The sequence below is a fragment of the Geobacter argillaceus genome (genome assembly GCF_007830735.1).
In the GTDB taxonomy this organism is placed as follows: domain Bacteria; phylum Desulfobacterota; class Desulfuromonadia; order Geobacterales; family DSM-12255; genus Geomobilibacter; species Geomobilibacter argillaceus.
On the sequence record NZ_VLLN01000030.1, the window covers coordinates 36,585 to 48,915 of the forward strand.

General features: G+C 59.9%; 13 protein-coding genes and 1 riboswitch. All 13 genes read right to left on the reverse strand.

What is annotated here, in order from left to right:
- Nucleotides 1–61 precede the first annotated feature (61 nt).
- Nucleotides 62–868 carry a selenium-dependent molybdenum cofactor biosynthesis protein YqeB gene (gene yqeB / locus JN12_RS17630; protein ID WP_145025201.1) on the reverse strand — a complete coding sequence of 269 codons (807 nt, stop codon included), beginning with the start codon at nt 866–868 and terminating at the stop codon, nt 62–64.
- 6 nt (nt 869–874) lie between these two features.
- Nucleotides 875–1,636: an XdhC family protein gene (locus tag JN12_RS17635; RefSeq protein ID WP_145025203.1), complete on the reverse strand. Its 762-nt coding sequence runs from the start codon at nt 1,634–1,636 to the stop codon at nt 875–877.
- A 65-nt stretch (nt 1,637–1,701) separates the two neighbouring features.
- On the reverse strand, nt 1,702–4,008 hold the full coding sequence (gene hcrA / locus JN12_RS17640; protein WP_145025204.1) for a 4-hydroxybenzoyl-CoA reductase subunit alpha: 2,307 nt from the start codon (nt 4,006–4,008) through the stop codon (nt 1,702–1,704).
- On the reverse strand, nt 4,005–4,547 hold the full coding sequence (locus JN12_RS17645; protein ID WP_145025206.1) for a (2Fe-2S)-binding protein: 543 nt from the start codon (nt 4,545–4,547) through the stop codon (nt 4,005–4,007). Before JN12_RS17645 ends, hcrA begins: the two co-directional genes overlap by 4 nt.
- An 11-nt stretch (nt 4,548–4,558) precedes the next feature.
- Nucleotides 4,559–5,428, reverse strand: coding sequence for an FAD binding domain-containing protein (locus JN12_RS17650; protein WP_145025208.1), 870 nt, complete (start codon nt 5,426–5,428; stop codon nt 4,559–4,561).
- 95 nt (nt 5,429–5,523) lie between these two features.
- Complete coding sequence (locus JN12_RS17655) at nt 5,524–5,937, reverse strand: MarR family winged helix-turn-helix transcriptional regulator (protein WP_145025210.1); 414 nt, start codon at nt 5,935–5,937, stop codon at nt 5,524–5,526.
- A 122-nt stretch (nt 5,938–6,059) separates the two neighbouring features.
- Nucleotides 6,060–7,313, reverse strand: a complete 1,254-nt coding sequence (locus JN12_RS17660; RefSeq protein ID WP_145025212.1) for an MFS transporter — start codon at nt 7,311–7,313, stop codon at nt 6,060–6,062.
- Between the two features lie 18 nt (nt 7,314–7,331).
- Entirely contained in the window at nt 7,332–7,511 is a 180-nt protein-coding gene (gene tatA, locus JN12_RS17665; protein WP_145025214.1) for a twin-arginine translocase TatA/TatE family subunit, read from the reverse strand.
- A 57-nt stretch (nt 7,512–7,568) separates the two neighbouring features.
- Complete coding sequence (locus JN12_RS17670) at nt 7,569–7,793, reverse strand: MoaD/ThiS family protein (RefSeq protein WP_145025216.1); 225 nt, start codon at nt 7,791–7,793, stop codon at nt 7,569–7,571.
- An 83-nt stretch (nt 7,794–7,876) separates the two neighbouring features.
- The gene (locus JN12_RS17675) at nt 7,877–9,607 is read right to left on the reverse strand and encodes an aldehyde ferredoxin oxidoreductase C-terminal domain-containing protein (protein ID WP_145025218.1); all 1,731 of its coding nucleotides are present in this window, start codon (nt 9,605–9,607) and stop codon (nt 7,877–7,879) included.
- A 152-nt stretch (nt 9,608–9,759) separates the two neighbouring features.
- Nucleotides 9,760–9,879, reverse strand: a riboswitch (molybdenum cofactor riboswitch).
- A gap of 41 nt (nt 9,880–9,920) precedes the next feature.
- Nucleotides 9,921–10,688, reverse strand: coding sequence for an SDR family NAD(P)-dependent oxidoreductase (locus tag JN12_RS17680; RefSeq protein WP_145025220.1), 768 nt, complete (start codon nt 10,686–10,688; stop codon nt 9,921–9,923).
- A 34-nt stretch (nt 10,689–10,722) separates the two neighbouring features.
- On the reverse strand, nt 10,723–11,841 hold the full coding sequence (gene buk / locus JN12_RS17685) for a butyrate kinase (protein ID WP_145025222.1): 1,119 nt from the start codon (nt 11,839–11,841) through the stop codon (nt 10,723–10,725).
- A gap of 58 nt (nt 11,842–11,899) precedes the next feature.
- On the reverse strand, nt 11,900–12,331 hold a 432-nt coding region (locus JN12_RS17690; RefSeq protein WP_145025224.1), incomplete at its 5' end, for an MMPL family transporter.

Sequence of the window (12,331 nt, forward strand, 5' to 3'; positions counted from 1 at the left end):
GTGAGCCTGCAACGATATCGGCTCAAAAAAGCACCGACCCTTTTCGTTTGAAGCAAACTACTTACACGTTGTACTCGGCCAGGATCGCCTCCAGCACCGCCCCACCCAGGGACCTGGCCTTTTCCGAGATGGTGTCGCAATAGCCAGCGATGCCCCGCGGGTCGACATCCCCGATCTTCAGCCCTTTTTTGACCTCGGAGCCGGGCCTGATCAGGCCGCGCAGGATGCCGCCGATCTGCGCGGTCGCCTCGGCGCTGCCGACCGTGCCGATGACCTCTCCCTTGCGAACCGGGTCGCCGATCTCCTTCTCCGTGGTGAAGAGGCCAGCGGCAGGGGCGCGAAGGACCCGCTCCGCCGTGTAGCCGGCAATGTCACCGGGAATGCCGGTGTCCGCCTCGGCCGTGCCGGTTCTGATCAGGCGGCCGAGATCGTGCCCGCGGTTGGTCTCGATCACCACGTGACAGTCCCTGCCGGCCGAGAAACCGGGGCCGAGCGCAATCACCAGCGGGGCATCGTCCTTGGAGATGCCGAGGTTGCGTTTGGCCAGGGTGGCATCGATAAGCAGGTCCGGCCGGTAGTGGGCGATGCTTTCCCCCTTCGGGTCTACCGTAACGGCGATTTGTCCCGTTGCCCAGGCTTGCTGTAGTTCTCGCTCGTTACTTACCTTGACCGCTTCGATCCCCTCCACGGACACAGTCTGTTCGTGAACCGCCTCGCAGAAGGAGACACGCCTTCGGACCGCCAAGGGGGAAGGGGTTTCGAGCATGAGGATGCGCCGGAAGTTGGCGCGAAAGAGTCGACAGGCCACGCCGGTGGCCATTTCTCCTGCTCCCCTGATGATGATGACGCGATCCTTCAGAGCTCTCATCGTTAGTTACTCACGCCCGTTATAGGTGGCAAGGAGCTGGCTGGCGATGCTGATGGCGATCTCCCGCGGGGACTTGCCGCCATTGTCGTGGCCGACGGGGCAGTGAACTTTGGAGAGATCCAGCCCTTTGCCGTCCAGGTTGTTCCGGACCCCGGCCCATTTGGACTTGCTGCCGATCATGCCGACAAATCGTGCCGGGTGGGGGAGGACTTCCTCCAGGACCTGCTGGTCGACTGAGCCGTTGTAGGTGAGGATGGTGACAAAGGTCCGCTTGTCGCACCAGGCGGCGTTCTGGATAAAATCGCTCCAGTGGCTGTGGTGGCGGATGACGCTCTCCGGAATGGCCGCACCGTTGATCCATTCATCGCGCTCGTCGATCAGATGGATGCGGAAGGGGGTCCCGTCCAGCACCTGGCAGAGTGACTGGCCGATATGTCCGGCGCCGAAGAGATAGAGGCAGGGGGTGTCGTTGATCAGCTCCATATAGAACTCCATGGTCCCGCCGCAGGCGGGGAACTCCCCTCGCTGCTGCAACGGAACTTTTGAACTGGCGCCTTGCATCTCGTCGAAGCATTTGCGGGCATCCTCCAGGGCGTAGTACTCCGGCACCCCGCCGCCGACCGTGCCGAAAAAGGTGCCGTCCGGCAGGACGATCATCTTGGCCCCGTGCTTGCGCGGGGTCGAACCGGTACTTTTGATGACCGTCACCAGCACGGCCAGCTGATTCTGTCGCCGTAGTTCATCGAGTTTGCTGATCCAGTCCCACATAGTTTCCAAGCTCCTTGTATATCAGAAAAGCCCCGACCCCCTCAAGGGCCGGGGCTCTGTCACTGCTAAGCCTTTTCTGCAGCCTCCCGCTCACGCTTTTCCTTGAGCGCCCGCCAGACCTTTTCGTAGGTGAGAGGCAGGCTGTTCACCCGTACCCCCATGGCGTCGAAGATGGCGTTACTGAACATCCCCAGGGTCGGGTTGGTTGATCCCTCGCCAACCTCCTTGGCTCCCCAGGGGCCGGTGGGCTCGTAGCTATCGATCACCTCGGACTCAATGGGAGGCATATCCATAGCGGTCAGCATCTTGTAGTTGGCCAGTTCGGCGTTGATGATTTTTCCCTTGTCGTCGAAGAGCACCTCTTCCCAGACGGATTCACCCATCCCCATGAACAGGGCGCCGTGCACCTGACCGTGCAGCAGACGCGGGTTGATCACCTTGCCGCAGTCGTGTACGTCCCAGATGCCGAGCACCGAAATTTCACCGGTTTCCGCATCGATCTGCACTTCCCCGATCTGGGCGCCGAAGCTGTAAGCCGGAGAGGTGCCGACCGCAGCCCCTTTGAAGGTGCCACCCAGCTTGGGGGGGGTGTAGACGCCCTTGCCCATAAGGGGGCCTCTGAGGACGAAGTGTTTGCGCGCCGCCTCCTGGAAGGTGATGGATTTGTCGTCGCGGGACTTGGAGAATATGATGCCGTCCTCGCAGTCCAAGTCCTCGGGGGGGAGGGAGAGCATGAAGGAGGCCATTTCGAGGATCTGCTTCTTTACCTCCTCACCGGCGAGCTTGACGGCAGTGCCGGACATGTAGGTCTGGCGGCTGGCGTAGGCGCCGAAATCGAGCGGAGTGGTCTCCGTGTCGGCGGCGACGATCTTCATCTGCTCGTAGCGGTACCCCATCGCCTCGGCAGCCATCTGGCAGAGCACCGTATCGGAACCCTGACCGATATCGACCGACCCGGTGTAGAGGGTGGCCGCGGTGCCGTCTTCGTTGACCCTGATAAAGGCCGACGCATGCGGAAGGTCGGTACGATAGATCGGATAACCTGCGCCGGTTACGAAGCTTCCGGTGGAAACCCCGATACCGCGCCCCGGTATCTTGTTTTTCTTCTTCTCATCCCACCCCGATATCTCCCGCGCACGCTCCAGACACTCCTTCATATGGCAGGAATTGATCTTGAAATCGTTGGGGGTGACGGTATCGGGTCGCCGGGCGTTGCGGATACGGATATCCATGGGATCGATCCCCAGGTCCTTGGCGACGTTGTCCAGGTGGCTCTCGAAGGCGTACTTGGGCTGGGGAGCGCCGTGCCCGCGCTGGGCGCCGCAGGCGGGGAGGTTAGTGTAGACACGGTACATGTCGAACTTGAAGTTGTCAAACTCGTAGGTCATGGGGAGGAGCGCACCGGCGTAGTAGGCGCTGGCAATCCCCAGGCTGGTATAGGCGCCGCCGTCCATCTTGAAGTTGGCATAGGCCCCGAGGATCTTGCCGTCCTTGTCGACGCCGGTGGTGATCTCCATCTGCTGTGCGTGACGCCCGCGGTTATGGGCGAACATCTCGGCGCGGTCGTAGAACATCCGCACCGGACGGCTGGTGATCTTGGCCAGGACCGCCCCGGCGAATTCCAGGCCGGTCGGCTCCAGCTTGCCGCCGAAACCGCCCCCGACGAAGGTCTTGAGCACGCGGACGTCGCCTATGTCCATGCCGAACTCCCGGGCGATATAATGCTGGAAGTAGTGGGGGGACTGGGTGCTCGAGTAGACGGTGAGCTTCCCAGCGTCCCACATGGAGATGGCGGAGTGCGGCTCTATCGGGCACTGGTAGGTGCGCTGGCCGATGAAGGTGTCGGTACGGACATGATGCGCTTCGGCAAAGGCCTTGGCCACGTCGCCGAATTCCTGGTGGATCTCGGTGTTGATGTTGCGCGCATACTCCTCGTGAACCAGGGGCTGCCCCTCGTCCATGGCGGTAAGGAAATCCAGGACCGCCGGGAGCACTTCATACTCCACCTTGATGAGCTTCAGCGCTTTGTAGCAGGTCTCCTCGTCGAGGCAGGCGACCGCGGCCACCTTGTCGCCGACGAAGCGGGTCTTTTCGCTGCAGAAGATGTTCTCGTCCCACCGCGCCGGGCTCAGGCCGTATTTCAGGGTCGGCACGTCCTTGTGGGTGATGACCGCCTTCACCCCGGGGAGCTTCTCCGCCTCCGAGGTGTCGATGGAGAGGATGCGGGCATGGGCGTGGGGGCTGGTCAGGATCTTTCCGTGGAGCATGTTCGGAAATTTCAGGTCCCCCGTATATTTGGCGGCACCGCTCACCTTCTCGGGTCCGTCGATCTTCGGTTTGCTATGGCCTATGACGTTATAGTTCTTGCTCATTTCGCACCTCCTGCAGTGGCGTGCGCCCCGTCGTCCGGGGCAAGTACGCCGCGGGATGCCGCAAGGACCGCCTCCACGATATGGACGTAGCCGGTGCAGCGGCAGAGATTCCCTGCTATTGCCTCGCGCACCTCAGGCTCGGTGGGGTGGGGGTTGCGGGTCAAAAGCGCCTTGGCCGAGAGCACCATTCCCGGGGTGCAGTATCCGCACTGGACAGCGGCGTGGTTGATCATCGACTGCTGTATCGCGTCGAGTTCACCGTTGGCGGCGACACCCTCAATGGTGACGATCTCGTGCCCTTCGGCCTCGACCGCCAGCTTCATGCAGGAGTTGATCGGCCTGCCGTCAAAAAGGACCGTGCAGGAACCGCAATCCCCCAGCTCGCAACCCCTTTTCGTACCGGTGAGGTCGAGCTGGTCGCGCAGCGCGTTGGTCAGGGTGGTATTCCCCTTGACCAAGATGGTGTGCTCATCGCCGTTTACCTGTAGGGTGATAAGATAGCGCTTCACCCCGTCTTTATCAGTTATAACGTTAGACATCTCCTACCTCCTTACACGTGACCTTCGTCGATGGCTTTGCGGAGAGCGCGTTTCGTGAACACCCGAACCAGCTCGCGCCGATATTCTGCCGAACCCCTGAGATCCGATATCGGTCGGCTGTCGGCGGCCGCGGCGGCGGCCGCTTCCTCGATCGCCTCATCGGAAACCTTTTTCCCCTTAAGCGACGCTTCGGCGCTTTTGGCGCGTAGCGGCACCGGAGCGACGGCGCCTAGGACAATGCGGGCATCAGAAATGGTCCCGTCCTTAACGGTCACTGCCGTGGCAACGCTGACCACGGCAAGGGCGCCGGATTTGCGCAGACCGAACTTATTGTAAGTGCTTCCGGTGGTCGGCTGGTCGGGGATGGATATCTCGGTCAGGATCTCGTCCTGTGCGATGACCGTTTTTCCCGGACCGACGATGAACTCCTCAAGGGGAAGAACCCTTTCACCGCTTCTTCCCACCAGTTTCACCGAGGCGCCGAGGGCGATCAGGATGGGGGGGAGGTCTGCCAGCGGCGAGCCGTTGACAATGTTGCCGCCAATGGTCCCGATGTTGGTGACCTGCGTGTTGGCCATGGTGTGCGCTGCCATGGGGAGCGAAAGAAAGTGCTTCTGAAGAAGTTGCGACCGGTAGATCCCGTCGTGGGTTACCAGGGCGCCTATCACCACTCCCCGTCCCTGCTCGTAGCGGATCTCCCGCAGTTCTTTCAGGTTTTTCAGCGACACGAGATGGTCGGGAACAAGGTTTCCGATCTTCATCTTGTGAAGCACGTCCGACCCCCCTGCCAGGACCGTAACCTTTCCCCCCAGCTCGCCCAGAAGCGCACAGGCCTCTGCCAAAGTTCCCGGGGTGTGATACTCATAATCGGGCATGTACATGGTTTATCTCCTTCTGTTGTTGATAACCAATGACGTTTTACTGCTTGACAATATCTTGCATACAATTTAAATGCCAAAAAAAATAGGAGAGCCGTTCAATCCTTGATATCCCGCAAAAAACGCTTGAACAGCAGTTTTTCTTCCACGTGCAGATTGGTCAGCAGTTCGTTGTTGGTCCGTTCGATGACCGCCGCCAGGTCGGTGATGGCTGCCTGAGCCTTTTCCGTCAGATACACCCGGGCAACCCGCCCATCCAACGGGTCGGGCTCGCGCCGGACCCAGCCGGCGGTAACCATCCGATCCAGAATCCCTGCCAGGGTGGCCGTATCCAGGGCAATCCGCCGCCCGATCTCACCAACCGACAGCCCGTCCTCTTCCCAGAGGGATTCCATGAACAGGCACTGCATCGGGGTCAACCCGAACGGCTGAAGGTGTCCTTTCAGGACGCCCTGGGACCGCTGGTGGGCCTTGGCAACCAAAAATACTATATTTTCACGGAATGATATCATCTGTGTCGATCTCTTGCACACAAGGTAACGTTATTGTCCATAGAAGTCAATAACAAATTCAAAAATAAACCACCGGTATGGCCGGTGGTTTATCCGATAGATTCATGCCTTGCACTCGACCGCTAACACGCAACGGGCAGCTTCCGGTTGCTCTTCAAAAACAGTGACAATAATACGCCGACTATCGAGGCAATGGAAATCATGCCGATTGCCAGATAAAAGTTCCCTGACTTGCTGATGGACATCCCCCCCAGATACAGCCCGGCAGCGCCGCCAAACGTGCCGAACCCGAACCACCAGCCGATCATTCTCCCGACAATGCTGGGAGGATAATTCATGGCGATGAAGGCGCTGAGGGATGGGCCCATGAACGGAATCCCCCATCCCGAAATCAAGAGACAGAGTGCCAGGACGCCAATGCTTTGCGATACCATCGGCAACAGGATGACAATGACGCAGGCGGAGATCAGGAAGCCGATGATGGCAGCTACTCTGGAATTCCCTTTGGCGACCTTGTCAAAGAAGATGCCGCCGAATATCGTGGCAAAGAGTCCGATGATTGTTACGGCAATGGACAATTTTCCCGACATCGCCGCTCCGAGTCCGAGTCCCATCGGTGGATTGGCTGCCAGGTAGGGGGGAACCAGGTTGTAAAGACAGTACATCGCCCAGGCGTTGCAGAAGACAATGAGGGAGCCCAACCAGGTAATGGGGCAGGCGAGGGCACCCACGAAACTCATTTCATCCCGGGGCGGGGCGGATGGAGACTGGGCTTGTGCTATGCCGAGATTCGGCGGGCTCTTTCTGGTTATCACCATGACGAGCAGGATTGCCACCCAACCCGGGGTCCCCAGGATAAAGACGGTTTTTTCCCAACCGCCCGTCATGGCAAGGATGGCCGGCGATGCGAAAACGCCGAGTGCACAGCCAAGGGAGATTGAGCCGATCAGCAGGCCACTGGCCATCCCGTGTTCCTTGGGAGGGAACCAGAGGGCCAGAATCGGACCGATTGTTGCGAATACGAACCCGACCGACGCCCCTTGCACCAGGCGGGCCAGCATGACAGCGGTAAAGTTGCCGCCAATCAATGGGATGAGTGCCGTGGGCACGGTCGAACAGAGCAGGCCCAGAACCATGGCCACTGTTATGCCGAATTTGTCGCAGACGACTCCGCCCCAGATCAGCACGCATGCGACTGACAGTACAAAGCCCATCATGAGATTGGTGGCGGCACCCAGCTCAATTTTCAGCTTGCCGGCGACCTCACCCAGTATGGGAGCATAGGCGATCATGTCCACGTATATCGAACAAATAGCCATGCACCCAGCCAACAATACCAGCCACCGGTAGCCGGTGTGCTTTTCGACCTGTTCCATGTTTCACCTCGTTATGGTTTAGTGCTCCGTGCGCTCTTGCTTCTGATCGATCACGACCGGTTCTTCAGTCGCTGCTTTCCTGAACCCCCTGATGGCGCCTCCCAGTGATGCGCCGAGCTGGGGGAGCTTTGTCGGCCCAACGACAACCAGCATGATGACCAGGATAACGATCAGTTCCGGCATGCCTATTCCGAACATCTGGTACCTCCCTTTTCAGATCCATGTTACCTGCGGTGTGAAGCAGACTGCCGGTCATCAACCTCCGCCGAGGAGCGGGAAGAGGGCGAGGAGATGCCCATCGTCCAATTCGTGCCCCATGGAGGCATGCCGCCCGTTGACAAGCGCCATGCCGACCTCGGTTTCGGCGATGCCGAGTTCGGCAACTACCTGCCCAAGGGTGATACCGTCTGCAAATTCTTTCTGTTCTTCCTTGAAGCGGCCATTCCTGAAGGTGGCAAACAGCTGGATGGTAAGCTTCATAGCGTGTTCCTCTCATCAGTTCGACTTCATCTCCCCCGGCCACTGATCTCAATGGACGGGGAGATGCGCACGAAAGGAGACGGTCAGAAATCCCAGAATGCATCTATTTCCTCATCGGTGAAGTCCCAGACCGCATTGTGCGGTGCCACCGGTTCTCTGAAGAATTCGGGCAGGCGGTCGTCCTTGTTGGTGAAACCGGCCGCGATATTGAAGGCCCGCTCGGTCTTGAGGGTGTTGACGCCGAGGCCGCCGATCCACTCCGGGGTAAGTTCGGTGCCGAAGCGGGCGTTGAGCATGTCCATCAGGGCCGGCACGCAGGTGGGCATGTCCGCTGCCGGGAACCCGACAAAGAGACAGAGCCCGAGGGTGTCGAGCATGACCGTGATGATCTGGAGGTGCCGGGACAGCTCCACCTGGCCGTCCTTCTTGAGCGGATCGACCACTCCGCCGCCAACCCCCATCAGGTTGGTGCCGACCGCGTAGCCTGAGGTGTGGTCGGCGCCCATGGTGCTGGTGGCGTAAGTGATGCCGATCCCCTTGATCGAGCGGGGATCGTAGGCAGGGATGGCCTGGTTCTTGACCACTGGCACCCGGGTGACGCCGAAGGTCCTGCCGACGTGGCCGGCGCCGTTGCCGATGATCCGGCCCAGCGGCGTGCCGGCGCCGACATCTTCCTTGAGGATGCGCAGCACCCCCTTGCCGTCGCCGAAGGGGAGCACGCCCCCTTCCATGGCCACGCCAAAGGCAACCGAGGTCTCGATGGAATCGACCCCGATGTCGTCCATGATGTAGTCGGCAGCGGCTATGTCGTCCAGGTTGCCGATGCAGGCGTTGGCCCCGAGGATCTCGATGGTTTCGTATTCGAAGCCGGAGGTGACGTAGTTGCCATCCTTGTCGTGGTAGACCTGGGAGCACTGGATGATGCAGCCCGGCTGGCAGCCGTGCTTGGGCTTGCCGCCCCGGGCGATGATCGTTTCCCGCAGGGTCTCGCCCGAGATCTCTTCATGCTTCTCGAACTGGCCAAAAGTAAAGTTGCGGGTCGGCAGGCCGCCGGCGGCATTGACGATGTTCACCATTTCCGCCGTGCCGTAGGTCGGCAACCCCTCGCCGGTGGCCGGGTGCTCGATGACTGCCTTGGCAAAGGCACGGGCCGCGGTCTTGAACTTTTCGGCATCGAACAGCGGGACGGCGGGGGCCTTGGAGTCGTCAATGGAGATGAACTTGATCCGTTTCGAGCCCATCACCGCGCCCAGACCGCCGCGGCCGTGGCTGCGGAGCTTGCTGTCGGAATCCTTGACGGAGATGTTGGCGCTGAGCATCCGCATCTCACCGGCCGGGCCGATGGTAATGACGCCGGTCTTCTTGCCGAGCCGTGCCTCCAGGGTGTCCACGACGGCAAAGTTTCCCTTCCCGATCAGCTCGGTCTCCTCGGCGATCGATGCCCCGTCCTGATTGACGTGGAGGGAGTACCACTTCTCTTCTTTTGGCAGCCCTTCGATGATCAGCGCCTTGATGCCGAGGCGGGCGAACTGCTGGGCCGCGAGACCGCCGGCGTTGCTTTCCTTGATGGTGCCGGTCAGCGGGCTCTTGGCGCCGGCGGAAAAACGGCCGGTGTTGGCGGCGGCGGTGCCACTCAGCATGCCGGGTGCAAAGACCAGCCGGTTGTTGTCACCTAAGGGGTGACAGGTGGGAATGACCTCCTTGGCAACAATGGTGGAGGTGAGCGCCCGGCCGCCGAGTCCGGCCCATTCCTTTGGCACCCCTTCGGTACGGGTGCTCAGGTCCGACATATTCACACGCAGTATCTTGTCCATGGTTTCCTTCTCCCTTTCAGTTGAACCTGAAAACAGGCAATTGAAACACAGAGGCACAGAGAACACAGAGCAAGCACTTAGACTTTTCACTATGTTGGTTGGTTCTCTCCGTGACCTCTGTGTCTCCGTGTTTAACTGGTTTTGTTCGGTTAAACGCCGGATTCTGGTCTCCTTTTCAAAAGGGAGGTCCCGCCGTTTCCGACGGAACCCAATGGCCGGCAGCCATGGGGATTGCTCCCTTTAGGCTGCGAGGCTCGGAGGCATTGGTTAGATAGTTTTCAATCCGAAAAAAACGCTCTTCTCGGACAGAATGTCAGTGGAACGACAAGCCACCGTCGTGGACAATCATCTGCCCGGTGATGAAGGCGCTGTCGTCGGTGGCGAGGAACAGGGCCAGGCCGATCAGGTCCTCCGGCACCGCCTCCCGCTTGATGCAGCGGGCCTGGAGCTGCAGCTCTTCCAGGGGGGGCAGATCCAGCTGCTTGATCTTGTCGAAGTTGTTGCCGCCGTCTGAATGGGTGAAGCCGGGGGCGATGGTGTTCACGTTGATCTTGAAATCCCCCATCTCCCGCGCCATGGAACGGGTCAGCGCCATGATGGCCCCCTTGGAGGCCACGTAGTGCGGCATGCCAGGAACCCCCTCGTTGATCGAGGAGGAGCCGATATTGATGATTTTTCCCCCCTTGGCCTTCATATGGGGGAAGACCGCCTTCATGCAGTGGAACTGGCCCAGGACGTTGATTTCCAGCACTTTCATGAATTCTTCGGAACTGCACTCCATGAACGGCTTCAGCACGATGCTGCCGAAGATGGCGGCATTGTTGAGCAGGATGTCGATGGAGCCGAACATGTCCACCGCTGCCTTGGCCATGGCATCGCACTGCGCCTGGCTGCTGACGTCGGTCTTGACGTAGATCGCGTCGCTGCCGGCTGCCTTGACCGCCTCAACCGCCTTCTGGCCGTCCAGCACGTCGGCAATGACGATCCTGGCCCCTTCCTTGGCCAGTCCTACCGCATATGCCGCGCCGATACCCTGTGCACCGCCCGTGATGATCGCTACTTTTCCCGTAAGTCGTCCCATGTGACCGTCTCCTTTTGTTGGTATTTGTGTGGATTCACGCCGCGGTGCAGCGTGCCTCGTCCGCTTCGTCTTCTGTGCCCCGGTAAATTGACAACTCTTCTTCCTTGTTGAAGTAGCGCATGGCCGCATCGGCCAACGCTTCCATCTCGTTCTCGCCCGGATTCAGGTACACCGGCGCGATAAACGAAATCTTTTTCTTCAGGCTGTCCAGGAGCCGCTGGGAATAGACAAGGCTTCCGGTCAGGGCAATGGCGTCCACCTCTCCTTCGAGCACTGCCGCGCAGGCGCCGATCTCCTTGGCCACCTGATAGATCATCGCCTCGAACACCTCTGCCGCCTGCTGGTCCCCGTCCGCGATCCGTTTCTCGATCTCGATGACATTGGTCGTGCTCAGGTAGGCGTATAATCCACCGCCACCGGTCAACAGCTTCAGCACCTCGGCCTTGCTGTACTCGCCGCTGAAGCAGAGCTTCACCAGGTCTCCGGCCGGAAGGCTCCCGGCCCGTTCCGGCGAAAAGGGACCGTCGCCGTCCAGGGCGTTGTTGACATCGATGATCTTCCCCTTCCGGTGGGCGCCCACCGAGATGCCGCCCCCCAGGTGGGTGACGATCAGGTTGACCTCGTCGTATTTCCTGCCCAGTTCAGCCGCAATCTTGCGGGCCGTGGCCTTCTGGTTCAGGGCGTGGAAGCTGCTCTGCCTGGTGATCTGTGGTATCCCGGCATACCGGGCCGAACTGCAGAGCTCATCGGTCATGGGTGGGTCAGCGGTCAGGACCGGGATGTTGAACTGGTTTCCCAGATCAAAGGCCACCAGCCCCCCGACGTTGATCGGGTGACCGCCGTAGATGCCGCTCTTCATGTCCTTGATCATCTTGGGACATATCCTGTAGATGCCGCCGGGAAGCGGTTTGACGTTGCCGCCGCGGCAGGCTATGGCATCCATCTCCCCCATGGAGAGATCGTTGTCTTTGAGGACCTTGAAAATTGCATTTCTTCTGAAATCGTATTGATCCCAGATGGTCGGGAACTTCCTCAACTCCGCGTCGTCATGCTTGACCGATTCATTTACCTTCATTTCCCCGTCGGAAAAGATGCCGATTTTGGTTGACGTTGAGCCGGGATTGACGATCAGGATTGTTTTGCCGTTATTCATGGGTATCTCCGCTCTCGGGTTCTTTGGGCCGCATTACGGTTTTCATCCGGAACAGCTGCTAAGCAGCCTGTGCCGGTTCAGCAACGGTCTCCGCTACGGTCACCTCCACCTCGTCATGGACATTCCTGAGAAAGAAGTGTGAGAGGGCCGGGATGAGGATGAGTGCCCCGATCATGTTCCAGAGGAACATAAAGGTCAGGAGGATTCCCATGTCGGCCTGGAACTTGATCGGCGACAGGGACCAGGTGATGACCCCGCCGGCCAGGGTGATCCCAACGAGCCCAACGACCTTGCCGGTGAACTGCACCGCCTTCTGGTACGCCTCGCCCAGCGGTAGCCCTTCCCGCTGGTATTTGAGCTGCATGCTGAGCAGATACAGCGCATAGTCGATGCCGATCCCCACCCCCAGCGCGATGACCGGCAGGGTGGCGACCTTGACGCCGATGCCAAGTGCCACCATCAGCGCCTCGCACAGGATCGAGGTGAGGAC

Excerpts from the sequence above, each read along its gene's own strand:
- yqeB (WP_145025201.1), bottom strand. The coding sequence starts at position 868 with ATGAGAGCTCTGAAGGATCGCGTCATCATCATCAGGGGAGCAGGAGAA.
- JN12_RS17635 (WP_145025203.1), bottom strand. The coding sequence starts at position 1,636 with ATGTGGGACTGGATCAGCAAACTCGATGAACTACGGCGACAGAATCAG.
- hcrA (WP_145025204.1), bottom strand. The coding sequence starts at position 4,008 with ATGAGCAAGAACTATAACGTCATAGGCCATAGCAAACCGAAGATCGAC.
- JN12_RS17645 (WP_145025206.1), bottom strand. The coding sequence starts at position 4,547 with ATGTCTAACGTTATAACTGATAAAGACGGGGTGAAGCGCTATCTTATC.
- JN12_RS17650 (WP_145025208.1), bottom strand. The coding sequence starts at position 5,428 with ATGTACATGCCCGATTATGAGTATCACACCCCGGGAACTTTGGCAGAG.
- JN12_RS17655 (WP_145025210.1), bottom strand. The coding sequence starts at position 5,937 with ATGATATCATTCCGTGAAAATATAGTATTTTTGGTTGCCAAGGCCCAC.
- JN12_RS17660 (WP_145025212.1), bottom strand. The coding sequence starts at position 7,313 with ATGGAACAGGTCGAAAAGCACACCGGCTACCGGTGGCTGGTATTGTTG.
- tatA (WP_145025214.1), bottom strand. The coding sequence starts at position 7,511 with ATGTTCGGAATAGGCATGCCGGAACTGATCGTTATCCTGGTCATCATG.
- JN12_RS17670 (WP_145025216.1), bottom strand. The coding sequence starts at position 7,793 with ATGAAGCTTACCATCCAGCTGTTTGCCACCTTCAGGAATGGCCGCTTC.
- JN12_RS17675 (WP_145025218.1), bottom strand. The coding sequence starts at position 9,607 with ATGGACAAGATACTGCGTGTGAATATGTCGGACCTGAGCACCCGTACC.
- JN12_RS17680 (WP_145025220.1), bottom strand. The coding sequence starts at position 10,688 with ATGGGACGACTTACGGGAAAAGTAGCGATCATCACGGGCGGTGCACAG.
- buk (WP_145025222.1), bottom strand. The coding sequence starts at position 11,841 with ATGAATAACGGCAAAACAATCCTGATCGTCAATCCCGGCTCAACGTCA.